General features: G+C 71.3%; 26 protein-coding genes. 12 read left to right on the forward strand and 14 right to left on the reverse strand.

The features are described from left to right. Positions 1-8: 8 nt before the first annotated feature. Complete coding sequence (gene chrA / locus ALI22I_RS31185; protein ID WP_238598671.1) at positions 9-1,124, reverse strand: chromate efflux transporter; 1,116 nt, start codon at positions 1,122-1,124, stop codon at positions 9-11. A 219-nt stretch (positions 1,125-1,343) separates the two neighbouring features. On the opposite strand from chrA, the gene ALI22I_RS49765 reads away from it, so the two are divergent. Then, a complete protein-coding gene (locus tag ALI22I_RS49765) occupies positions 1,344-1,544 on the forward strand; it encodes a hypothetical protein (RefSeq protein WP_143532522.1) in 201 nt (66 codons plus the stop codon). Here ALI22I_RS49765 and ALI22I_RS31190 read toward each other — a convergent pair. Both ALI22I_RS31190 and ALI22I_RS31195 read right to left on the reverse strand, forming a co-directional pair. Then, entirely contained in the window at positions 1,516-2,007 is a 492-nt protein-coding gene (locus tag ALI22I_RS31190) for a metallophosphoesterase family protein (RefSeq protein WP_077009087.1), read from the reverse strand. The two genes, ALI22I_RS49765 and ALI22I_RS31190, sit on opposite strands and share 29 nt — an antisense overlap. A gap of 9 nt (positions 2,008-2,016) precedes the next feature. Continuing rightward, entirely contained in the window at positions 2,017-2,259 is a 243-nt protein-coding gene (locus tag ALI22I_RS31195; RefSeq protein WP_077009088.1) for an acyl carrier protein, read from the reverse strand. Positions 2,260-2,441: 182 nt separating this feature from the next. Here ALI22I_RS31195 and ALI22I_RS31200 point away from each other — a divergent pair, with 182 nt between their 5' ends. Continuing rightward, on the forward strand, positions 2,442-3,611 hold the full coding sequence (locus tag ALI22I_RS31200; protein ID WP_077009089.1) for a glycosyltransferase: 1,170 nt from the start codon (positions 2,442-2,444) through the stop codon (positions 3,609-3,611). A 158-nt stretch (positions 3,612-3,769) separates the two neighbouring features. Here the strand turns inward: ALI22I_RS31200 and ALI22I_RS31205 are convergent, their stop codons facing one another. From ALI22I_RS31205 to ALI22I_RS31215, 3 genes are all read right to left on the reverse strand, one after another. Beyond that, a complete protein-coding gene (locus tag ALI22I_RS31205) occupies positions 3,770-4,189 on the reverse strand; it encodes a DUF6292 family protein (RefSeq protein ID WP_077009090.1) in 420 nt (139 codons plus the stop codon). 67 nt (positions 4,190-4,256) lie between these two features. Then, positions 4,257-4,715 carry a DUF4383 domain-containing protein gene (locus tag ALI22I_RS31210; RefSeq protein ID WP_077009091.1) on the reverse strand — a complete coding sequence of 153 codons (459 nt, stop codon included), beginning with the start codon at positions 4,713-4,715 and terminating at the stop codon, positions 4,257-4,259. A 160-nt stretch (positions 4,716-4,875) separates the two neighbouring features. Beyond that, on the reverse strand, positions 4,876-5,373 hold the full coding sequence (locus tag ALI22I_RS31215) for a MarR family winged helix-turn-helix transcriptional regulator (protein ID WP_077009092.1): 498 nt from the start codon (positions 5,371-5,373) through the stop codon (positions 4,876-4,878). Between the two features lie 31 nt (positions 5,374-5,404). Here ALI22I_RS31215 and ALI22I_RS31220 point away from each other — a divergent pair, with 31 nt between their 5' ends. Beyond that, a complete protein-coding gene (locus ALI22I_RS31220) occupies positions 5,405-6,418 on the forward strand; it encodes a DMT family transporter (protein ID WP_083752152.1) in 1,014 nt (337 codons plus the stop codon). Positions 6,419-6,435: 17 nt separating this feature from the next. On the opposite strand, the gene ALI22I_RS31225 is transcribed toward ALI22I_RS31220, so the two are convergent. Further along, positions 6,436-7,116 (reverse strand): cation transporter, encoded by a 681-nt coding sequence (locus tag ALI22I_RS31225; RefSeq protein WP_077009341.1) that lies wholly within the window; start codon positions 7,114-7,116, stop codon positions 6,436-6,438. A gap of 29 nt (positions 7,117-7,145) precedes the next feature. Then, positions 7,146-7,505, reverse strand: coding sequence for a Cd(II)/Pb(II)-sensing metalloregulatory transcriptional regulator CmtR (gene cmtR / locus ALI22I_RS31230; protein ID WP_077009093.1), 360 nt, complete (start codon positions 7,503-7,505; stop codon positions 7,146-7,148). A 111-nt stretch (positions 7,506-7,616) separates the two neighbouring features. Between cmtR and ALI22I_RS31235 the strand changes: the two genes are divergently transcribed. Beyond that, entirely contained in the window at positions 7,617-8,441 is an 825-nt protein-coding gene (locus tag ALI22I_RS31235) for a dioxygenase family protein (RefSeq protein ID WP_077009094.1), read from the forward strand. 4 nt (positions 8,442-8,445) lie between these two features. Here the strand turns inward: ALI22I_RS31235 and ALI22I_RS31240 are convergent, their stop codons facing one another. The 3 genes from ALI22I_RS31240 to ALI22I_RS31250 all read right to left on the reverse strand — a co-directional run bounded on the left by ALI22I_RS31240 (position 8,446) and on the right by ALI22I_RS31250 (position 11,503). Beyond that, positions 8,446-9,444: a YdcF family protein gene (locus tag ALI22I_RS31240; protein WP_077009095.1), complete on the reverse strand. Its 999-nt coding sequence runs from the start codon at positions 9,442-9,444 to the stop codon at positions 8,446-8,448. A gap of 68 nt (positions 9,445-9,512) precedes the next feature. Continuing rightward, positions 9,513-10,730 carry a DUF4032 domain-containing protein gene (locus ALI22I_RS31245; RefSeq protein WP_077009096.1) on the reverse strand — a complete coding sequence of 406 codons (1,218 nt, stop codon included), beginning with the start codon at positions 10,728-10,730 and terminating at the stop codon, positions 9,513-9,515. A gap of 71 nt (positions 10,731-10,801) precedes the next feature. Next, positions 10,802-11,503 carry a Clp protease N-terminal domain-containing protein gene (locus tag ALI22I_RS31250; RefSeq protein WP_077009097.1) on the reverse strand — a complete coding sequence of 234 codons (702 nt, stop codon included), beginning with the start codon at positions 11,501-11,503 and terminating at the stop codon, positions 10,802-10,804. 159 nt (positions 11,504-11,662) lie between these two features. On the opposite strand from ALI22I_RS31250, the gene ALI22I_RS31255 reads away from it, so the two are divergent. After that, positions 11,663-12,169 (forward strand): SigE family RNA polymerase sigma factor, encoded by a 507-nt coding sequence (locus ALI22I_RS31255; protein ID WP_077009098.1) that lies wholly within the window; start codon positions 11,663-11,665, stop codon positions 12,167-12,169. Further along, a complete protein-coding gene (locus ALI22I_RS31260) occupies positions 12,166-13,218 on the forward strand; it encodes an LCP family protein (protein ID WP_077009099.1) in 1,053 nt (350 codons plus the stop codon). The genes ALI22I_RS31255 and ALI22I_RS31260 overlap by 4 nt, the downstream gene beginning before the upstream one ends. Positions 13,219-13,292: 74 nt before the next feature. Here the strand turns inward: ALI22I_RS31260 and ALI22I_RS31265 are convergent, their stop codons facing one another. Further along, positions 13,293-14,543, reverse strand: a complete 1,251-nt coding sequence (locus ALI22I_RS31265) for a cation:proton antiporter (RefSeq protein ID WP_077009100.1) — start codon at positions 14,541-14,543, stop codon at positions 13,293-13,295. A gap of 326 nt (positions 14,544-14,869) precedes the next feature. Here ALI22I_RS31265 and ALI22I_RS31270 point away from each other — a divergent pair, with 326 nt between their 5' ends. The 3 genes from ALI22I_RS31270 (at position 14,870) to ALI22I_RS31280 (ending at position 17,707) form a co-directional block, all read left to right on the forward strand. Next, entirely contained in the window at positions 14,870-15,406 is a 537-nt protein-coding gene (locus tag ALI22I_RS31270; RefSeq protein ID WP_077009101.1) for a hypothetical protein, read from the forward strand. A 222-nt stretch (positions 15,407-15,628) separates the two neighbouring features. Continuing rightward, a complete protein-coding gene (locus ALI22I_RS31275) occupies positions 15,629-17,317 on the forward strand; it encodes a DEAD/DEAH box helicase (RefSeq protein ID WP_077009102.1) in 1,689 nt (562 codons plus the stop codon). Between the two features lie 84 nt (positions 17,318-17,401). Further along, a complete protein-coding gene (locus ALI22I_RS31280) occupies positions 17,402-17,707 on the forward strand; it encodes a hypothetical protein (RefSeq protein WP_179118427.1) in 306 nt (101 codons plus the stop codon). On the opposite strand, the gene ALI22I_RS31285 is transcribed toward ALI22I_RS31280, so the two are convergent. Further along, positions 17,682-18,146, reverse strand: a complete 465-nt coding sequence (locus tag ALI22I_RS31285; RefSeq protein WP_202971107.1) for a MarR family winged helix-turn-helix transcriptional regulator — start codon at positions 18,144-18,146, stop codon at positions 17,682-17,684. The genes ALI22I_RS31280 and ALI22I_RS31285 overlap by 26 nt on opposite strands. Positions 18,147-18,205: 59 nt before the next feature. On the opposite strand from ALI22I_RS31285, the gene ALI22I_RS31290 reads away from it, so the two are divergent. Then, positions 18,206-19,111 (forward strand): LLM class flavin-dependent oxidoreductase, encoded by a 906-nt coding sequence (locus tag ALI22I_RS31290; protein WP_077009104.1) that lies wholly within the window; start codon positions 18,206-18,208, stop codon positions 19,109-19,111. A gap of 261 nt (positions 19,112-19,372) precedes the next feature. Further along, positions 19,373-20,806: a pyridoxal phosphate-dependent decarboxylase family protein gene (locus ALI22I_RS31295; RefSeq protein WP_077009105.1), complete on the forward strand. Its 1,434-nt coding sequence runs from the start codon at positions 19,373-19,375 to the stop codon at positions 20,804-20,806. A 4-nt stretch (positions 20,807-20,810) separates the two neighbouring features. Here the strand turns inward: ALI22I_RS31295 and ALI22I_RS31300 are convergent, their stop codons facing one another. Next, positions 20,811-21,449: a hypothetical protein gene (locus ALI22I_RS31300; protein ID WP_077009106.1), complete on the reverse strand. Its 639-nt coding sequence runs from the start codon at positions 21,447-21,449 to the stop codon at positions 20,811-20,813. A 119-nt stretch (positions 21,450-21,568) separates the two neighbouring features. Between ALI22I_RS31300 and ALI22I_RS31305 the strand changes: the two genes are divergently transcribed. Further along, positions 21,569-22,507 carry a P1 family peptidase gene (locus ALI22I_RS31305; RefSeq protein WP_179118428.1) on the forward strand — a complete coding sequence of 313 codons (939 nt, stop codon included), beginning with the start codon at positions 21,569-21,571 and terminating at the stop codon, positions 22,505-22,507. Positions 22,508-22,510 lie beyond the last annotated feature (3 nt).

Raw genomic sequence — 22,510 nt, forward strand, 5'->3', positions numbered from 1 at the left:
TTCCGGCGTCAGAACAGGCCGATCAGTGCCCCGATGACACCGCACGCCACCAGTGCGGTCACCACGCCCCGGCGCAGGACCAGCAGCCACAGCGCGGCGACGCCGAGCAGGACGAACTGCCACGGCTCGTGCAGCGACCAGGCCAGCGGCACGGTGGAGCCGGCGATCGCGCCGATGGCCGCCGCGCCCGCGCCGGTGAGGAACGCCTGCGCCTTGTCGTTGTCCCGCAGTCGTTCCAGCCTCGGGCCGCCCGCGATGACGAACACGAACGAGGGCGCGAACGCGACGAACGCGGCCAGCAGCCCGCCACCCAGCCCGGCGGCGGCGTAGCCGACCACCGCGACGGTCTGCACCACCGGTCCCGGCGTGATCTGGCCGAGCGCGACCGCGTTGAGGAACTGGGCGTCGGACATCCACCCGTACGTGTGCACGGCGTCCTGCCGCATCAGCGGGATGATGACGAACCCGCCGCCGTAGGACAGCGCGCCGACCTTGGCCGCCACCCACGCCAGCGCGCCGAGGCCTCCCCCGGCGGCGGGCAGCGCGAGCACGACGGGCCACGCCGCACGGCGGCCGGACGGCGTCCGCACCGCGATCTCCACCAGACCGGCCGCGATGAGCACGAACACCAGCCACGGCCCCGTCACCGCCGCCGCGACCCCACCGACCACCAGGTACAGCACCCAGCGCACCCGAGCCGCCCACTCCGTGCCGATGCGCTTGCGGCTGCCGGGAACCAACCCCCACGCCGCGTGCACCGCCACCGCCGGCACAGCCGCCCCCGCTCCGGCCGCCGCCCCGGTCACCCACGCCGGGGCGTTGTCGGCCAGGAACAGCACCGCCAGCGCAAGGATCAGCAACAGCCCGGGCACGATGAAGCACACGCCGCCGACCAGGGCACCAGCCGTGCCGCGCAGCCGCCACGCGCACAGGATCGCGAGCTGCGTCGAGGCCGGCCCCGGCAGCAGGTTCGTCACCGCGATGCCGTCCTCGAACTCCCGGTCGGTCAACCAGCCACGGCGGGTGACGCACAGGTCCCGCAACAGCGCGATGTGCGCGGGCGGCCCACCGAACCCGATGCAGCCGATCCGCCCCCACTCCCGGGCGATGGTCCCCAACCCCACCCGGTTCACGGTGCACTCGCGATCGCCACGAGCCGGTCACCGGGGCCTAGTTCTTCGTAGTCGATTTTCATCGAGGCAACCGTCGCCGAGGTGCTCCCCCCTGGTCAAGCTGACCAACTGTCGTCCGCACCTCCAACCCGCAGGAGGCACCCGGGACGGCCTGAGCCGGTGGTCGCCGAGCGCTGGAGCGGTACATGCGCGACCCGGTCCACCTGAGGGGTGACGACACGATCCTCCCCCCGCCTGAGCAGGTTCGCCGCCGTGCGGTTCTCCGACGACGGCGACCCGGACGTCTCCGCGAAGGTCCTCGCGCTGCACTTGGCCAAGGTCGCGAAGTACCCGGAGTGGGGTCGGCAGCTCGACTCGCTCCCCCGCCTGACCCCTCGCACGCCTACGTCACCGGCACGATCCGGGCCGTGACCAGGTCGCCGTCCTCGATGTCGAGCAGGCCGACGGTGCCGCGGGGCTGGCGGCGGCGGTCGGTGGGCGAGCCGGGGTTGAACACGCGCACGCCGTCGCCGGTGACGTCCATCGGGATGTGGGAGTGGCCGAACACCACCAGATCGGCCTCGGGGAAACGGCGGCGCATCCGCGCGGTGCGGCCGGTGGCCTGGCCGCTGTCGTGGATCATCGCCACGCGCAGGCCCGCGAGGTCCAGTTCGACGGTCTCCGGCGCGCCCCACTCGGCCACGTCCGGGCCGTCGTTGTTACCGCACACCGCGGTCACCGGCGCGTACTGCGCCAGTTCGTCGAGCACCGGCGCCACGCAGACGTCACCGGCGTGCAGGATGACGTCCGCGTGGCGCAGGTGCTTCGCCACTTCCGGGGGACACGACTTCCACCGCCGAGGCGCGTGGGTGTCGGCCAGCACGACTACCCGCACTGCTCGGGCTCAGGTCACGGCCGGGCCGGCGTCGCCGCTGGTGGCCAGCTCCTTGAGGAACTCGTGGCACTGCTTGGCGCGCGCGGAGTCCTCCTTCATCACCTGGCGGAAGAAGTCGGCGATCTCGGTGCGGCCGGCGTTCTCGGCGTCGCGGACGTACTGCCCGTAGTCGTGGCCCGCCTTGAGCGCGTGGTACTGCACGGAGATGAGGTCGTAGCTGACGTCGTCGAACCCGGTCTCGCCGGTGGCCATGGTCCCTCCTCGGTGTCGAGTGTGGTCGTCCAGTGCCATACCCGGCAGTCGCCCGATCAACCACCGGGCGCTCGAAGTGGCAGGGGGCCGGGATTGCTTGTACGGTGCGAAATTGGGTTGAGACGACAGCCTGGTCAGGCGTGACGCGGCGACATCATCCGCATCCGTGGCTGGAGGAACCCATGAAGATCGCGGCCGTTTCGGCGCACGCGAGCCCATTGCCCGTCCTCAGCGAGGCCGAGGAGGGCGGCCAGGACGTACACGTGGCCGACTTGGCGGCGGCTTTGGTCGCATCCGGACACGACGTCGTCGTGCACACCCGGCGCGACTCCGTGCGGATTCCCGACGTGGTGCGCACCCGGCACGGTTACGACGTGGTCCACGTGCCGGCCGGGCCACCGACTCCGGTTCGCCCGAACGAGCTCCTACCTCACCTGGACGAGTTCACCCGGTTCCTGCGCGGGCAGTGGCGGGCCGAACCACCGGACGTGGTGCACGCGCACTACTGGACGTCCGGGGTGGCGTCGGTGTTGGCCGCCAACGGTCTCGACGTGCCGGTGGTGCAGACCTTCCACTCGTTGGGTGTGGTGGAGCAGGCCGGCGGCGAGGACGTGCCGGAGACGCGGTTGTCCACCGAGCGGCTGATCGGGCGTGAGGCGAGCCGGGTGGTGGCCGGCTGCACGGACGAGAAGGCGCAGCTGGTGCGGCTGGGCGTGCCGCGGACGCGGATCGCCGTCGTGCCCGCGGGCGTGGACGTCCAGCGGTTCAAGCCGGACGGCCCGCGACTCAACCGCCCGCTGCCGCACCGGCTGGTCACGCCCGCGGCCGGCGCCGAGGACGTGATCACCGCGTTGCGATCGGTGTGGGACACCGAGCTGGTGGTCGTCGGCGACCGGCCCGGCGACGTGCGCAGGTTGCGCGAGCACGCCCGCGCCCAGGAGGTCGGCGACCGAGTGCGCCTGGTCGGCCGGGTGCCAAGGGTGGCGATGCCCGCGCTGTTGAGGTCCGCCGACGTGGTCGTGTGCGCCGCTCCGGACGAGTCGGGCGTCGTGCCGCTGGAGGCCATGGCGTGCGGCGTGCCGGTGGTCGCGGCGACTGTCGGCGCATCGACCGACACGGTCGTGGACGGCGTCACCGGCCTGCTCGTCCCGCCCAACGACCCTCGGACACTCGCCCGCGTACTGCGCCCGCTGTTGGCCGACGACGCCCGCCGCGACGCGTACGGCATCGCCGGCACCGATCGGGTGGAAGCGCGCTACAGCACGGTCCGCATCGCCGCCGAAACGATCCGGGTCTACCGGCAGGCAACCGGTCAACCGGAGACCATGGAGGCGTCAGCCCAAGACGCGTAGCCACCGCGAGCGGCCACGACGAACCGTCACCGAGACGGGCAGGCACCGCGAGCGGTCACGACGGATCGCCACCGAAACGGTTCGAGGCCAACCGGCAGACGGGCCGGTATCCCAGCCCGTCCAGGCGTCGACGCAGGGCGGGTGGCCGCCGGGCGCGGTCACGGCGGGTAGGTGCTGAGGCGGTCCACGAAGTCGTCGGCGGCGCCGTACGCGCGCAGCCGGATCGGGCGGGGGTCGCCGGGGTGCGCGTCGTGCAGCAATGCGGCTAGGAACGCGGCCACGGCCGCGGGCGTGGACAGGACGTCGCCACCCAGGTAGCTGATGACGATCGGCGGTTCGCCCGAGCGGGTTTCCACGGCGGCGGCCCAGCCGTACTCCTCGTCCCACTGCAACGCGAGGTCGCGGTCGGGGAAGGAGGGCAGGTTGCCGTCCACGGCGAGGTAGGCGGTCGCGGGCGGGCCGGGGTCGGCGTACGTGCACTCGCCCGCCAAGCCCAACTCCACCGCGACCGCCTTGACGTACCGCTGGAGGCCGCGGGTGGGCGCGTCGTCGAAGTCGAGGTCCGGGTCCGGATCCACCGCCTCCACCCCCCGTTGTCGCCGACGGCGGCGGCCGGACGCAGGTCCCGTCGCCGCCGTCGTCCCGTCATCGGGTTCGTGGCACGTCGCCGGGTCGGATCGAGCGGCCCAGCGCGAAGCCGAGCGCGAGCATGCCGAGGCCGAGCACCAGGTGCAGCCAGTTGTCGGCGGTGTTGACCGGCACGAAGTTCGCCCCGCTCTCATGGTCGATGACGAGGCCGTACAACCACAACACCAGGTAGACCACGCCGCCGCCGATGAGGAAGAAGTACGCGCCCCGCGCCGTCCTGGCCAGAGCCAGACCGACCACACCGAACGCCAGGTGCACGATGTTGTGCAGCATGGAAACGGCGAACACGCCCAAGAGCATCGCCCGGGACTCGTGGCCCGCGAATTCCAGCATGTCGTAGTCCGTGGTCAGCCCGGGGATGAACCCGGCTATACCGACCACCAGGAACACCGCGCCCACGGCCGTGGCGGCCAGTTGGACCGGTGTGCGCGTCGTTGCTGTACCCGGTCTGGACATGTCGACTCCCGTCGCTTCACGGAACTCACTTCGGTTGTCGTCCCGACTACCCGGCGTCCGTGACGGCAAACGACGAAATGCGAAGTTCGTCCGCGTGTGAGTGGTTCGTGCCGATTTTTCGGTTCGGCGACCCGACCAGGGGTTACGCGTCCCGGCAGCGTCAGTGCGGCGGCTCGAACCGGGCCAGCCACGTGGTGAGGATGCGCTCCAGCCGTTGGGCGTCGTCGGCGTCGAGCGCGTCGAGCAGTTGGCGCTCGTTGGCCATGTGCTCGGTGAACGCCTGGTCGATGACGCGTTTGCCCGCGTCGGTCAGCGCGACCACGCGCCGCCTGCCGTCGTCCTGGCCGGGTCGGCGGGTCACCAGGCCGTCGCGCTCCAACCGGTCGATGCGCTTGCTGATCGCACCCGTGGTGACCATCGTGTGCTGCGCCAACTCGCCCGGCGCACGCTCGTACGGCTCCCCCGCGCGGCGCAGTGCGGCCAGCACGTCGAACTCGCCCTCCCCCAGGCCGTGCCGCCGGTAGACGACGGCCAACTGCTCGGTCAGCACGGCCGCGAGGCGGTGCAGCCTGCCGATGACGCCCTGGGGCGTGACGTCGAGGTCCGGCCGTTCCCTGGCCCACTCGGCCTGGATCCGGGCCACGCGGTCGAGGTCCATGGCACAGAGTGTAGCTTCCACGGAAGCTACAATGTCTTCCGTGGAAAATATCCGGTGGGTGCTGGTCACCGCGATCGCGCCGATCGCCTGGGGTTCGACCTACTACGTCACCCACCACTTCCTGCCCGCCGACCACCCGCTGTGGGGCTCGGTGCTGCGCGCCCTGCCGGCCGGGGTGCTGCTGCTCCTGCTGCGGCGCAAACGTCCGCGTGGCCGGTGGTGGTGGCGGTCGCTGGTGCTCGGCACGCTGAACATGGGCGCGTTCTTCGCCCTCGTCTACCTCGCCGCGCAGCTGCTGCCGACCAGCCTGGCCTCGACGATCATGGCCACGTCACCGGTCGCGATGATCGCGTTGGCGTGGCCGATGCTCGGTGAACGCCCGCGCGGTCGGGCGGTGGTGGGCGCGGTCACCGGCATCCTCGGCGTGGTGCTCATGCTCGCTTCGGGCGTGGATTCCGTGGACCCGGTCGGGGTCGTGGTGTCCGTCGCGGCGATGGCCATGTCGGCGTTCGGCCACATCCTCACCAAGCGGTGGGGCGCGGGCACGGACGTGCTGTCCGTGACGTCGTGGCAGCTCATCGCGGGTGGAGCGGTCCTCGTGGTGCCGGCACTCGTGGTCGAGGGCGCTCCGCCACCGCTCACCGGCAGCAGCCTGCTCGGTTTCGCGTTCGTGTCGGTGGTGGCCACCGCGATCGCGTTCGCCGCGTGGTTCACCGGCCTGCGTCACCTGCCGGCCGGAACGGTGGGGCTGATCGGCCTGCTCAACCCGGTCACCGGGGTCATGCTGGGCCTGCTGCTGGCCGGCGAACCGCTCACCGGCCAGCAGGTGCTGGGACTCGTGCTGGTGCTGTCCGGCGTGCTGCTCGGGCAGACCACCCGGTCACCGATGTCGAGGACCTGCGCGTGTCCAACGTTCAGAACACGCGAGTTGAACACTCAGAACGCGAGAGTCGAACGCTCAGGTCCCGAGAGTCGAACGTTCAGGACCCCTGAGTTCAACGCTCAGGCATGCGGCCGGCCACCAGGGACAGACACACGTAACTGAGGGCCTCACCGTCGGACTCAGCAGCAGTGTTCGCCGCGCCAGGCTTCGCGGCCTTCCTTGACCGCGACGCCGGCGATGACCAGGGCGACGATCGGGTCGGCCCAGGACCAGCCGAACAGGGAGTTGAGCAGCAGGCCGACCAGCAGCACGCCGGACAGGTAGGTGCACAGCAACGTCTGCTTGGAGTCGGCCACGGCACTGGCCGAACCCAGCTCCCGACCGGCACGGCGCTGCGCGACCGAGAGGAACGGCATGACCAGCAGCGACACCGCCGCCAACACGATGCCGACCGTGGAGTGGTCGGCGGCCTCGGCGCCCAGCAGCGAGCGCACCGACTCGACGGTGACGTAGGCGGCCAGCGCGAAGAACGACACCGCGATGACCTTCAACGCCGCCTGCTCGCGCGCCTCCGGGTCCTTGCCGGAGAACTGCCAGGCCACCGCGGCGGCCGAGGCGACCTCGATCACCGAGTCCAAGCCGAACCCGATCAACGCCGTCGACGACGCGATCGTCCCTGCCGTGATCGCCACGATCGCCTCGATCACGTTGTAGGTGATCGTCGCGGCGACCAACAGCCGGACCCGGCGCGTGAGCACCGCCTGCCGCCGCGGCTCCAGCTTCGGGGTGTCGGCAGGCGCGCAGCAGCCGTCCGCGCACCCGTCCCCGGCCGATGCCGAGACGGCGGGCGACGGCGTCAGTGACAGGTCGATCCGACCCTGATCGGTGCTCACCTGCTCGCCTCCGCTCCGGTCACGGCAACCGCCGGCTGCTCGTCGTCGAGGCACGGCTCGGCGGTGTCGACGGCGAGCACGACCTCGACCAACTCGCTCAACGCCCGCGCCAGGTGGGCGTCGGCCAGGGCGTAGCGGACCTGGCGACCCTCGTAGGCGGCGACCACCAGGCCGCACCCCCGCAGGCAGGACAGGTGGTTGGACACGTTGGAGCGGGTCAGCCCCAGGTGGTCGGCGAGCTGGGCGGGATAGCTGATCCCGTCCAGCAGACCCACGAGGATGCGGCAACGGGTCGGATCGGCCAGCGCCTTGCCCAGCCGGGCCAGCGCGTCCTCGCGCGTCTCACACTTCAGCATGGCCAGAACAATACAGTGAGTGCTGTACTACAGTCACGGCTGAATCACCTGCTAAGGACCGCATAGGAACTCCACAGGCAACGCACAGGAACGGCAGTCAAGGTTGCCCCCATGACGCCCATCCACGACCGCGGACTCGCCTTCGACCTGGCCACGCTCACCCGCAGGCGGGCCCTCACGCTGTTCGGCGGCGTGGGCATCGCCTCGCTGACCGCGTGTGGCACCGGAGGCGGTCAGTCGACATCCACCACCACATCCACGACCACCAGCACCGCCACCACTGCCGCGAGCACCGCCGCGGCGGCCGAGTGCGGTGACGTGATCCCGCAGGAGACGGCCGGGCCGTACCCCGGTGACGGGTCCAACGGCCCGAACGTGCTCACCCAGTCCGGCATCGTGCGCGGCGACATCCGCACCAGCTTCGGCACCGGTTCCCGCACCGCCGAGGGCGTGCCGCTGCGCATCGAACTGACCGTGCAGAACACCGGGTCGGGCTGTGCGCCGTACGCGGGCGCGGCGGTGTACCTGTGGCACTGCGATATCGACGGCAAGTACTCGCTGTACTCGTCCGGTGTGACGAGCGAGAACTACCTGCGCGGCGTGCAGGAGGCCGACTCGTCCGGCAAACTCGCGTTCACCAGCATCTTCCCCGGCGCGTACCAGGGGCGTTGGCCGCACATCCACTTCGAGGTCTACCCGAGCCTGGCCGAGGCGACCAAGGCCGGCACGATGATCACCACGTCCCAGCTCGCACTGCCCGAGCAGATCTGCAAGACCGTCTACGGCACCACCGGGTACGTGCAGAGCGTGCGCAACATGGCACGGACGCCACTGTCCAGCGACATGGTGTTCAGCGACGGGCACGACGAGCAGATGGCCGACGTCACGGGCGACGTGAACGCCGGCTACACCGCCTCGCTCACCGTGCGGGTGTAGCCCGTCACGCCAGGTTCAGCACCAGGTGCACCGCCACCAGCAGACCGCAGGTGACGGTGTGCGCGATCGGGTTGTGCGTGAGCAGCGCGGCGAACTCGCGCAGGAACGCGCTGGGCAGGAAGTACCACGCCGTCGGCGCGCCGATGATCTGCATGCGCAACCGGAGCCTGCGGGCCAGGACGGCGGCGCGGAACACGTGGAAGTTGTTGGTCACCGCCACCGCCCGGCCGGTCCAGCCGCGTTCGGCGAGCAGGTTCGCGCTGTAGCGCAGGTTCTCCTCGGTGGTGGTGGCCCGGTCCTCCAGCACGATCACCTCGTCGGGCACCTCGCGGCGGAGCAGGTAGTCGCGCATGGCCGCCGCTTCGGAGACCTTCTCGTCCGGTCCCTGCCCGCCCGAGACGACCATCAACGGCGCACGGCCGGCGCCGACCTCGCGGCGGTACAGGTGCAGGCCCCGGTCCAGCCGGCCGGCCAGCAGCGGCGGGACGCGGTCGCCGATCAGGCCCGCGCCGAGCACGACCACCGCGTCGAAACCCGTGCGACGGCCGATGCTGCCGTAGACGATCGAGTAGAGCAGGAGGCTGACGAACAGGAACGCGACGTAGGCCGCGACGATCAGCAGGGACCCGATCGCGGCGTCGACCACCGGGCCGGTGTGCGCGGTGGCGAACCCGAACGCGAAGACGACACCGAAGATCGCGAGGCCGGCGAGCAGCGAGAGCAGGTTCGCCGGCCGGAAGCCTTCCCGGCGCAGCATCAGCACGCCGTTGGCGATCAACGCGATCGGCAGCACGAACCCCAACCCGAGCAGCACGGCCACGAACGCGTACTCGACCACGACCGCGAGCGCGCCCTCGCTCATCGAGGCGCGGAAGAGCAGCCCCAGCAAGAGGAACACCAGCGTCACGCCGAGCCACACCGCGTTGCCGATCCGCCGGCGGTCGCGGATCACGCCGATCGTGAAGAACAGGGCGGGGACGATGGCCGCGATCCCGAAGATCATGCGGGCAATGTAGGCGGACGGCCACCGCGATGCCTAGCCGCAATCCGTTGAGGACGTCACCTCCCGCGTCAGTCGATCTCGGAGACCTCCGCCTCGGCGTCCCGATCCGGCAGCACGGTGGCGAGGTAGGACCGCAGGGCGGCGGTCGTGCCGACGTCGCGGCCCGCGTGCTCGGACAGGAACCAGCGGTGCACCAGGACCTCGTGGAACAGTTCCGCCGGCGCCAGCACGCCGAGCAGGTCGGGCGGGACGGCCGCGACCACGGGGTCGTAGACCTCGTTGCGCCACAGGTGACCGGCGGTGGTCTCCGGGACCGGTGCGCCGTCGCGCTGTTCGAGGTACGCGCGGAACGAGCGGAGGTCGTTGAGCAGGCGGCGGGCCTGGCCCTCCTGCACTTCCAGGCCGGTGAGCTTGAACAGCTCACGGCGGCTCTGGCCGATCTCGGCGACCCGGATGTCCACCCGCAGCCGGGCGCCGCTCTCCGAGGTGACCAGTTCGACCTCGCCGACGTCGAAGCCCAGGTCGTTGAGCCTGCGCAGGCGTTCGGCGACGCGGTAGCGCTGTTCGTCCAGCCGGAAGAACTCCTCGCGGGTCACCTCGTCCCACAGGGCGGCGTAACGCCGGGGCACGCTGTCGGCCACCTCGACCGGGTCGATGTCGGCCGGCAGCAGGCCGCCGGCTTCGAGGTCCATGAGTTCGCCGCCGATGCGCTCCCGCGCCAGGTCCACGTCGTAGGTGCGCTGGCCCGTGGACAGGATCGGGTGGCGTTCGACGGTCTCGGCGTCGACCAGGTACGCGGCCAGGTTGCCCGCGTCGAGGCGGAACAGCGTGTTCGACAGCGAGCAGTCGCCCCAGAACGTGCCCGACAGGTGGAGCCTCACCAGGAGCCCCACCAGCGTGTCCACGAGACGATCCGCCGAGTGCTCGCCGCGCGGGCTGGAGAACAGGTAGCGGTAGGACATGGAGTATTCGAGGTAGCGGGTGACCAGGATGGCCTGCTGGTCGTCCGGGCGGTCGACGCACAGCCCGAGCACCGATACCGAGGGCATGCCCTCGTTCTCCATCTCGCCGAGCACGGCGTACTCGTGCCGGGCGAGCGATTCGGCGATCTCCTTGAGCGCGTACACCTGGCCTTCGCTGGCGACGAACCGCACGACGTGCCGCGAGATGCCCCGCTGGGGGACGGTCAGCAACAGCCGATCGTCCCACTCCTCCAGCGGTTGGGCCCAAGGCAGTGTGAGCAGCCCACCGGCCTCGGTGACGGGTGGGCGGAACAGGAATCGCATGGGCTCCCCGGGGCTGGTGCACGGACGACGGGAAGCTACCCGTTCCCAGGTCGGCTATCCAGGCGGCCGTCTCACGCCTGACGTTCCAGGCGTTCGACCCGCTCGACGATCGGCTGGAGTTCCTTGCGGACCACCGCCGCGATCGTGGCGGTCGGGTCGGCCGGCGCGGAGGCGGCTTGGAAGTGCGCGAAGCCGCTCAACGCCGCCACCACGGCCTGACGGGCGGAACGGGCGTCGACGCCCAGGTCCCGCAGCACGGTGCCGGCCGTGCCGTCGGGTTCGGCGGCCAGGCCGATCAGCAGGTGCTCGCAGCCGACGTAGTTGTGGCCCAGCGTGATCGCCTCGGTGACGCTCAGCTCCAACGCGACGGCCGCCGCCGGGCTGAACGCCGTGGGTGCGACGTCGCCCGCGGTCCGCTCGGGCAGGGTGACGCGGTCGGGGTCGACCTCCATCGCCCGCAGCACCCGCAACGCCAGGTTGGCGCCTTCCTCCAGGACGCCGGCCAGCAGGTGTTCCGTGCCGACAGTCGCCGAACCGTCCGCGCGGGCCCGGTCGGTGGCCAGCCGCAGCACGGTGCGCACCCGGTCGGTGAACCTCGACTGGCGCGCCGCCGCGTCCTGCGACGCCGGGTCGTCCAGCCTGATCGCCCGGATCGACCCGATCCGCCGCACGGCCTGCTCCAGCGCACGCTGGCACACGGCCGACACCGGCACGCCCGTCTCCTTGACCTGCTCGGCCAGCTCGTCCGGCAGGTACACGTTGATCTTCGGCATTGCGTTCCCCCTTCGGCAAATCCGTCTAACCCCATGTATACCCCCATATAGGGTTAGAAGCGAGGAGTGTCGCAGGTCACACCCGCTTGGTTCAACGTGGCGCGTCCTCCAAGGGGTTTCCCGACCGCAATCGAACCGACAGCGGCAGAAGGGGGCGACGTGCCGGACGACGACTACGACCAGTTCGTCACCGATCGTCTTGATCGACTCTTGCGCTACGCCACGGCGTTGACGTGCGACAAGTACCTGGCCCAGGACATCGTCCAAGACGTGCTGCTGCGCGCACGGCAACGGTGGGCGCGGATCGGGGCGGTGGACGTGCCGTACCTCTACGTGAAGCGGATGGTGACCAACGAGTACCTGTCGTGGCGTCGCCGCCGGGCGGCCCGGGACGTCTCCTCGACGCACACCACGCTCGACGAACTGGCGCCGGTGGTCGCCGACCCGGCGGTCCGGCACGCGGAACGGGACGCGATGCGCGCCCGGATCGCCGTGCTGCCGCGCAAGCAGCGTGCGGCACTCGTGCTGCGCTACTACGAGGACAGCACCGACGCCGAGATCGCCCAGATCCTGGGCTGCACGGAAGGCACCGTGCGCAGTCACATCTCCCGCGCGCTCCAGAAGCTGCGGATCAACGAGAACACCCCGTCGGAGGTGCTGCGATGACCGAACAGGAAGCCCTCATCCGCGAGGCGATCGCGGCCGAGGCGGACCAGGCGGTCGACTACCGGTCCGTGCTGGCGAACCTGCACGGCAAGCGGTCCCGACGTCGGCCGATCGCGTTGATCGCCGCCACGACGCTGACCGCCGTGGCGGCGGCCGTCGCGGTGATCGTGCCGCTGAGCGTGGACCGGAGCGCGGCGCCGCCACCGCCGATCGAGCAGGCCGCGCCGCCGACCGGGCAGACCGTGCTGTTGATCGGCTTGGACGACAGCGCGAACACCGACTCGGTCGTCCTGGCGCGGTTCAGCCCGGACGGCTCGATCGCCGCGGCATCGCTGCCGCGCGACTCGTGGGTCGACATCCCGGGCGTGGGCATGGGGAAGCTGAACTCGGCCTACGTCCAGGCGCACACGGCCGCGCAGGCCGAGGGGCGGGACGGGGACGCGGCGGGCGCGGAGGCGCTGGTCCGGACGGTCGAGGCGCTGGCGGGCGTGGAGATCGACCACTACGCGGCCGTCGACATGGCGGGCTTCGCCGCGTTGGGCGACGCGGTCGGCGGTGTGGAGGTCTGCCTCAAGGCCGCGACGCGCGACGAGTACTCCGGTGTCGACCTGCCCGCCGGGCGGCAGACGCTGTCCGAGGACCAGGCGTTGGCGTTCCTGCGGCAGCGCCACGGGTTGATGCAGGGCGACCTCGACCGGGTCGTGCGGCATCAGGCGTTCCTGCGCGGGCTGGTCGCGAAGGTGACCGGCGAGGTCAAGAACGATCCGGCGAAGCTGGCGCGACTGGTCGGGGCGGCACACGCGCAGGTGCGCACCGATCCGGGCTGGGACCTGCTGGAGTTCGCCGGAAGGCTGACCCGGAACATCTCGGTCCGGACCGCGACCATCCCGGTCGGCGAGCCGATCGAAGTGGCTTCGGGGTGGGGTTTTCCGGTCTCCCCGGACCTGGTCCGGTCCTTCGCTGCGGGCTTCCTGGCCGACTGGCCCGGCAGCACGATGGCACCACCCGCCACCGGCGAGCCCAGCTCCGACGAGGGCTGCGTGAACTGAGGTGAGCCAGCACGGCAACGGTTCGATGATCCGCAGGCCGGCGTCCACGCAGGAGTGCGTGGACGCCGGCTGGGTCATGACCTGTTCTCCGGCGACTCGGGAACCGACGCCCGCTTAGAGGCGCCCAGGCGTTCGATGAGGGAGAGCAGCGGTCCGGTCATGGCAGTGGTCACCAACGCCATCACCACCAAAGCCAGGAACAGCCGCACGGAGAGCAGGCCGGCGGTGTACCCGGCTTGCAGCACCACGATCTCGGTCAGGCCGCGGGTGTTCACCAGCACGCCGATCGTCACCGCCGTGCGGCGGTCCCGGCCCGCCAGCCGCCCGCCGAGGTAGCCACCGCCGATCTTGCCGACGATGGCCAGCACCAGCGCGATGGCGATGGCGCTCCACGGCACCGAGCCGCGCGGCGCGTTCGCCACCCCCATGCCCGCCACCACGAAGAACACCGGCACCAGCAGTCGTCCGAACGACATCACCGGGCGCACGGCCCCGGCCCACGCCCCGCCGGGGATGGCCAGGCCGACCACGAACGCGCCGAACACGGTGGTCAGGCCCCAGTGCTCGAACTGGAACGCCACCAGCAACGCCAACGCGGAGATCGCCGCGGCGGTGGCGCGGGGGAAGCGTTCGGCCCACGACATCGGCACCCGGCCGCGCAACAGGATGCGGCCGACGACCGTCACCGTGACACCGAGGACGAGCAGCACCAGGGACACCACGAGCCCACCGGAGATGCCGACGGCCACCACGAGCAGCACCCACGCCGCCGAGTCGGTGACCACGGCGGCGGCCATGGCGAGCTTCCCCGCCGGGCTCTCCACCATGTCCCGGTCTTCCAGCACCCGGGCCAGCACGGGCACGGCCGTGACGCTCAACGCGACCGCGATCATCAGCACCAACGCCGGCGTGGGCGCGTCGCCGCGCAGTTCCGGATCGGCCACCCAGACCACCCACGCGGCCATCACCAGGCCGGTGAACAGCGCGGGCAGGAACGAGCCGGCGGTCACCCAACCGACCGCCCGGGCACCCAGACCGGTGCCGCCGTGCCGGAGTTCGTGCGCCACGCCGACCAGGAACAGCACCAGACCGACCTGGCCGATCACCCTCAACGGGCTCACCACGTCGGTGGGCAGCACCACCGCGAGGGCCGGCGCGCCGCCGACCGCGAGCACCACGGGCACCACCAGGATGCCCGCCAGGATCTCGCCGATGACCTCGGGCTGCCGCAACGCGCGCGCCGCGAGCCGCCCCGCGTACGCGGCGACCAGCACGACCGCCAGGACGGCGACGATGTGCCCCGCGCGTAACAAGACGTCGGTCATGTCCGGGCCCCCGATGATCCGGGGACGTGGTGCGTGGTCGTGCGGCTTCTCGCGGAGTTCGGGATGCGCATGCGCACGGCCGATTCCCCCTCACCGTTCGGTCGGGCGTCCGACGAGGTCGAAGGACACGTCGTCGATGCTGGCAGCCCGCGTCGACCGGCCGTTGACAGATTTGTGTTGGGGTACGGACTTCCGCCAAATCGGTCCGGACTTCGCCTGGTCCCGGATACTCGTGGTGTGAGATCGGCGCGACGTCGAATCGGATGGCGGTAGAGCATGACGAGCTGGTAAGCCTCTGCGGTTCGATCACCTCGGGAGGCTGCCGCATGGACCCACGTCGCATCGTCATCCTCGGGGTCAGCGGTGTCGGGAAATCGACGTTGGCGCGCGCGTTGGCCCCGCTGGTCGACGGCGTGCACGTCGAGTTGGACGCCATCGACCACGGCCCGGACTGGACGTCGCCGCCGGTGGAGGAGTTCCGGGCGCGGGTCGTGGCGGCGACCGAGGGGCCGGCGTGGGTGACCGACGGCAACTACATCAACCAGACCGCGGAAGTCCTGTGGCACCGCGCGGACCTGATCGTCTGGCTCGACCTGCCGTTGTGGGTGACCGTGCTGCGGTTGGTGCGCCGCAGCACGGGCCGGATCGTGCGCCGGACCGAGCTGTGGAACGGCAACCGGGAAACGCTCGGCATGCTGTTCGGGTCGAATTCGGTGGTGGCGTGGGCGTTGCGCGCGTGGCGCAGGCAGCAGGCCGAGTACCCGGACCGGTTGCCGCGGATCGGCGTGCCGTGGGTGCGGCTGCGGTCGTCCGCCGAGGTGGAGCGGTGGCTCGCGGAGTTCAGCGCGGCGAGCCGACGGTGAACAGGCCACGCGTGGTTGGCCTACCTGGTGGCCACGGTCAAACCGGTCCGCCGTGGCGTGCTGCCGCGTGACCTGGCGTCTTTCTGGGCGACGCGCACCGGCTGGGTCTGTTGCGCGCGGTGGGGCCTGTTCACCGGTTTCGGCATGCCGAACTTCAGGATCACCTGGCCGGCGGTACCCCCTCGCCAAGCGGTTCAGGGGCGATCAGCGAGACTTGAGGGTATGAACGACGAGCCCGACGACCGGACCAGCTTCGCCGACCTCGGGTTGCGCCCCGAACTCCTCCGGGCGCTCACCGGCCTCGGCTACGAGGAGCCCACCCCCATCCAGCGCGAGGCCATCCCGCCGTTGACCGAAGGCCGCGACCTGCTCGGACAGGCCGCCACCGGCACCGGCAAGACCGCCGCGTTCGCGCTACCCGTGTTGGAACGCCTGGCAGGCGGCGGTGAGCGGAGCTCACGGGCGCCGTTCGCGCTGGTGCTCGTGCCGACCCGGGAACTGGCGGTGCAGGTCTCCGAAGCGGTGCACCGGTACGGCCGGGAGTTGGGCGCGCGGGTGCTGCCGATCTACGGCGGCCAGCCCATCGGGCGGCAGTTGCGGGTGCTGGAGCAGGGCGTCGACGTCGTGGTGGCGACCCCGGGTCGCGCGGTGGACCACCTCAGCCGGGGCACGCTGAAGCTGGAGAACCTGAAAGTCGTCGTGCTCGACGAGGCCGACGAGATGCTGGACATGGGCTTCGCCGAGGACCTGGACACGATCCTCAACGAGACGCCCGAGACGCGGCAGACCGTGCTGTTCTCCGCCACCATGCCGGGGCGCATCGACCGGCTGGCCCGCCAACACCTCAAGGACCCGGTGCGCATCGCCATCGGTCGCGAGGAGGCCGAGCCGGGCGAGGCGCCGCGCGTGCGGCAGAGCGCGTACGTCGTGCCGCGCGCCCACAAGCCGGCCGCGCTGGGCCGGGTGCTGGACGTGGAGGCGCCGACCGCGGCGATCGTGTTCTGCCGGACCCGTGACGAGGTCGACCAGCTCACCGAGACGCTGAACGGGCGCGGCTACCGGGCGGAGTCGCTGCACGGCGGCATCAGCCAGGAGCAGCGCGACCGGGTGATGACGCGACTGCGCAACGGCACCGCCGACCTGCTGGTGGCCACGGACGTGGCGGCGCGCGGCCTGGACATCGAACAGCTGACGCACGTCGTCAACTACAACGTGCCGTCCGCGCCGGAGTCGTACGTGCACCGCATCGGCCGGATCGGTCGGGCGGGCCGCGAGGGCGTGGCGATCACCCTGGCCGAGCCGCGTGAGCACGGCATGCTCAAGACCATCGAGCGCGTCACCAAGCAGCGCATCCACATGGAGAAGGTCCCGACCATCGCCGACCTGCGGGCTCGCAAGTTGGAGCTGACCAGGGCCGCGCTGCACGAGAGCCTGCTGGAGGACGACCTGGAGCACTTCCGGGTCGTGGTGGAGACGCTGACCGACGAGTTCGACGTCATGGAGGTGGCACTCGCGGCGGTCAAACTCGCGCACGAAGCCAGTGGCGCGGCGTCCGATGAAGAAGAGATCCCCGAGTACGTGCCGCGGGCCGGGGCCGGTGAACGCCGTGGCCGCGAGGCCGGCGGCGACCGCCGTGAGCCGCGCAAGCCCCGCAAGCCGTCCGCGGGCATGACGAGGCTGTTCGTCGGCGCGGGCCGCAGCTCGGGCATCCGGCCGCAGGACCTGGTCGGCGCGATCGCGGGCGAGGCGCGGCTGAACGGCCGAGAGATCGGCGCGATCGAGATCGCGGACCGGTTCTCGCTGGTGGAGGTGCCGGAGGCGTCGGCGCAGCAGGTCATCGCGTCACTGCGGGGCGCCACCATCAAGGGCCGCAAGGTGACCGTGCGCCGGGAGCGCGACGACCCGCGCTGACTTTCCCACTGAATTTGACAAGTTCGTCCTACGAACTAGTATGGTTCGTAGGGCGAACTTGGCAACCACTGGGGAGTGTGCGCAATGGGCCGTGCTGTCGTGGTAGTCGGCGGAGGGTACGGGGGCGCCGCCATGCGGCACGCCGAGGTGGTGGCGGAGAACATCGTGGCGCAGGTGCGCGGCGAGCAGCCGACGGCCACCTACCGACCCTCCCCCGCGCCGTCGATCCTGCTGCCGCCGGGTCCGGAAGGCGGCGTCGGCCAGGTGCCGGCCCCGGACGGCGCAACCGTGCCGCCGGCCGCGGCGGTCGTGCGGTACGAGGGCGCGGACCTGTTCACCGGGCGGTTCGTGGAGTTGCCCGGGCTCAGCCCTGCTCGTTCAACACCATGAAGACCGGCGGCACCTCGTTGTCCCGCACGACGCGGGCGAGCAGGTCCGCGAGGGTGCCGCGCTCGGTGTCGTCGAGTCCCGAGGGCAGCTGCTCGATCCGCCGGCAGGTCTCGGCGTAGAACCCGTCCGCGAGCCGACTGCCTTCGGCGGTGAGCTCGACCCGGACCGCCCGGTTGTCCGACGGGTCCGACTCGCGGCGGACCAGGCCACGCCGGGCGGTCCGGTCCACCAGACCGCTGAGGCTGGATTTCGCCAGGCCCAGCACCTCGCCCAACTCGCCCATGCCGTACGGCTGCGCCATCAGCACGCAGAGCAGCTGCCCCTGCTGCTGGGTCAGCCCGTATTCCCGGGCCGTGTCGGCGTACACCGCGTTCACCAGGAATGTGGACCGGACCAGCGCGGTGACGACACCCATCTGTTCACCAGCGGCCTTGGCCATGTGGTCACGATACGCCACCTGATTCGGACCACGAACTAATCCCTTTGAGAGGAACACCGATGTCGACACGGAAGCCGCTGTTCGGAGTCGGCGTGAGCACCGCGGTCGGCGAGGCGCGGGAAACCCTGCGGCTCGCCGTCGAGGCGGATCGCGCCGGCCTGGACCTGTTCACGGTGTCCGACCACCCCTACTTCGGTGCCCGACTCGACGCCTACTCGATCGTGGGTGTCGCGCTCGGCCGGACCACGGACATCTCGGGGCTGGTGAGCGTGACGAACCTGCCGAGCCGTCCCGCGCCCATGCTGGCCCGCACCGTCACCTCGCTGTCCGCCCTGTCCGGAGGCCGGGTCGTGCTGGGCATGGGCGCGGGCGGGCTGTGGGACGACATCGTCCGGCTGGGTGTTCCCCAGCTGACGCCCGGAGCCGCCATCCGCGCGTTGGCGGAGGCGATCACGCTGGTGCGGGCGCTGTCCGGCGGTGGTGAGCCGGTGACGTTCGACGGCGAGTTCTACCAGGTCACCGCCCTGGAACCGGCTCCGGTGCCGGCCCCGCCGGTGTGGACGGGCTCGGTCGGGCCGAAGTCGTTGGCCGTCACCGGCAGGCTCGCCGACGGGTGGATTCCGGGGCACGCCGCGGACTGGCTCAGCGAGCGGTACCGGACCTCCCGCCCGGTCATCGACGAGGCGGCGACGGCCGCGGGCCGGGACCCGCGCGACATCGCCACGATCTACAACCTGCCCGGTGTCATCTCGCCGACCCCGCTCACCGCCACCCGTGACGCGCGGGGCCGGTGGGTCGGCGGCTCGGTCGGGCAGTGGGTGGAGGAACTGACCGGCGCGGTGCTGGAGCACGACGCGTCCGGTTTCGTGCTCTTCCCCGTCCGCGAGCCGTTGACGGACGTCGCGCTCGGCACGTGGGCGCGGGAGATCGTCCCGGCGGTCCGCGAGGCCGTCGCGGCGGGGTGACCGGATGTCAGCGCGGGCGCCCGTTCTTGCCGGCGTCGATCAACTCCCGCAACCGCACCCCGACCAGGCCACCCAGCACCGGACGGCGGTACTTCGGGCACCACACCACGCGCAAGCCCAAGTCGTACGCGGCATCGCGTACTGCCGAACCTTCCGGACCACGGCCACATGATCGCTATACAGGCTGCACACTTATAGCGAAGCTCCACGCGATTCCCATCGACCCGGGCCGATGGGCCCCGCCCCGGTTACCTTTCACTGATGGGCGATCCGCTGAACGCTAGGGACGACGCCGCCGAGGCGTTGGGGATGGTCGCGCGGGCCGCTGGGCCCTACCTCGACGCGCTGCCGCACCTGCCGGTGCGCGACGCCACGCACGCTCACCTGCTCAAGGACATGGACGGGCCGTTGCCGCGGTCCGGTGACGGGACGATCGCCGCGATCGCGGACCTGCTGCGCATCGGCACGCGGGCGGCGACGCACTCGTCCGGGCCGCGGTTCTTCCACTTCGTGGTCGGCGGCGCGACACCGGCCGCGCAGGCGGCGGACTGGGTGACGTCGCTGTTGGACCAGATGAGCGGGTTGTGGGTGTGCTCGCCGTTCGCCGCGCAGGCGGAGACGGTGGTGCTGCGGTGGCTGAAGGAGATGGTCGGCCTGCCCACGTCGTTCGGCGGGGTGCTCACGCCGAGTGCGACGTTCGCGAACCTGACCGGGTTGGCGTGCGCGCGGTACTGGTGGGCGGAACGGCACGGGGTGGACGTGACCGCGGACGGCCTGGCCGGCCTGCCGCGGATGCCGGTGTTCTCCAGCGGGTACGTGCACCCGAGCAGTCGCAAGGCGCTGCAACTGCTGGGTCTGGGCCGTGACTCGGTGCGGACGCTGACCCGTGACGACGCGGGCAGGCTCGACCTGGACGCCCTCGACGGCGCGCTGGCGTCGTCCGGTCCGGCGGTGGTGATCGCCAACGCGGGCGAGGTCAACGGCGGCGACTACGACCCGATCGACGAGATGGCCGACCTGGCGGAACGGCACGGTGCGTGGCTGCACGTGGACGGCGCGTTCGGCCTGTTCGCCGCCCTGTCCCCGCGCACGGCGGGGCTGGTGCGCGGGGTGGAGCGGGCCGACTCGGTGGCGGCGGACTGCCACAAGTGGCTCAACGTGCCGTACGAGAGCGGTGTCGCGTTCGTGCGGGAGCGGTCGTTGCAGGGCCGTGCGTTCGGCAGCTGGAACGCCCCGTACCTGCCCGATCCGAACGAGGAGTTCGTCAACTACAGCAACCTGGGCCCTGAGTCCTCGCGCCGGGCGCGGGCCATCCCGATCTGGGCGACGCTGCGCGCCTACGGCCTGGACGGGCACCGGGCCATGGTCGAACGGCACCAGGACCTGGCCCTGCGCCTGGGCCGCCGGATCGCCGAGGCACCGGACCTCGAACTGCTCGCCCCGATCAACCTGTTCATCGTCTGCTTCCGCTACCGGCCCCCGGGCGTGCCGCCCGAAGCCCTCGACAACCTCAACCGCAGGTTGGGCGAGGAACTGATCGAGGACGGCCGGGTCTACGCCGGCACCACGGTGTACCGGGGCATGGTCGCGCTGCGTCCGGCGATCGTGAACTGGCGGACCACCGAGGAGGACGTCGATCTGCTGGCCTCGGTCGTCCGCGAGATCGGCGCACGCCTGCTCACCTCCGGTGAGTGACGTCCTAGGCGAACAGCGCGGCCACCTCAGGGTTGCGCAGGTAGGCGGTCGCGGTGTGGAAGTCCCACTCGCCGATCACCACCGTGATGTCCCGTTCCACGCCGTCGAAGTGCTCCCGCAGCCCCGTCCGGGGAATGGCCAGTGGGCTGCCGATGGTGATGAGCAGGTCGACGTCGTGGTCCTGGTGCGCCCACAGGGTCTCGTAGGTGACGACGCTGCCCAGCGAGTGCGCGACGATCACGTTCGGGCGGCGCTGGGTGATGGCGTCTGCGACGGTCCGGCGCACGGCGGCCCGACGTGGCGAGTCCGGCGTGGACAGATAGGTGTGCACTTCGCGGCAGAACGCGATGGCGAACACCCGTGCGGCGGCGCCGAAGTTGCGCGTGATCCAGTCCACCGCCTGGCGGGCACGGGCGGTACGCGGCCCTTGCGGGATGCTCAGGCCGGGCCGCAGCAACTCGGTCCAGTCGACCAGCAACTCCTGCGCGCCCGGCTCCAATGACGACGGATCGTCCTGAGCACCCTGAGCGGTGCCCCGGTGCAGGTGGTGGGCGTAGAAGGCCACGTCGACGTCTGCTCCGAGGGCCTCACTCCACTCCCCCGCCAACAACCAGTCCTCCGCCCTGATCCCTTGACCGGCCATCGCCCGCGTCGCAACGTGCGTTGCGCGACGATGCACCACCGCCGTTCCGCCCGACCTGCCGGATACCGATGATCACCCGGACGGTGTAGCGGGGCCGTCTGTTCCGTAGCATCGACGGCGTGCGGAACTCGATCACCGACGTGCCCGGTGTGCTGGTCGGGCACGTCACGCGGATCGGGGACGGCGCGTTGACCGGCACCACGGCCGTGCTGTTCCCGCCCGGCACGCTGTCCACTGTGGACGTTCGCGGTGGGGCTCCGGCCACTCGGGACACGGCCGCGCTCGACCCCCGCTACGGCGGCCGGGAAGTGCGCGGCATCGTGTTGACCGGTGGCAGCGCGTACGGGCTCTCGGCGGCCGACGGGGCGGCGCGCGAACTGGGGACGTTCGTGCCCGCCGCCGCGCTGTTCGACCTCGGCCGGGGCGGTGACTTCCACACCCATCCCGGACCGGACGACGGCGCGCAGGCCGTGCGCAACGCAGGCATCGAGGTCGCGCAGGGCAACGTCGGCGCGGGCACGGGCGCCCTCAACGCCACCCTGAAAGGCGGTCTGGGCACCGCGAGCGTCGAACTGCCCGGCGGTGTGATCGTCGGCGCCATCGCGGCCCTCAACGCGGTCGGCCCGTCGGTCGACGTCGGCACCGGCCTGCCGTTCGCCACGCACCTGGGCCTGCCGGACGAGTTCCCCGCGTACCAGGGCGATGACCTCGACATCGCGAACACCGGCCACGCGCGGCCGTTCAACACGGTCATCGGTGTCATCGCCACCAACGCCCGCCTGCCGCACCTGTTCGGTCTGGCCAACGCCGCCCAGGACGGCCTCGCCATAGCCGTCCGCCCGGCACACGGCCTCACCGACGGCGACACCGTCTTCGCCGCCACCACCGGCACCCACGACGCCGACCCGGAACAGGTACTCACCGCGGCACGGGAAGTCTTCGCCCGGGCACTCGTGCACGGTCTGCTCCGAGCCGAGTCCGTCACCACACCCTGGGGCCACCTCGCGGCCTACCGCGAGCTGTACCCGCGCACCGCAGCCACGTACCGGGGGAACTGACCA

The organism is Saccharothrix sp. ALI-22-I (assembly GCF_001984175.1).
GTDB lineage: Bacteria > Actinomycetota > Actinomycetes > Mycobacteriales > Pseudonocardiaceae > Actinosynnema.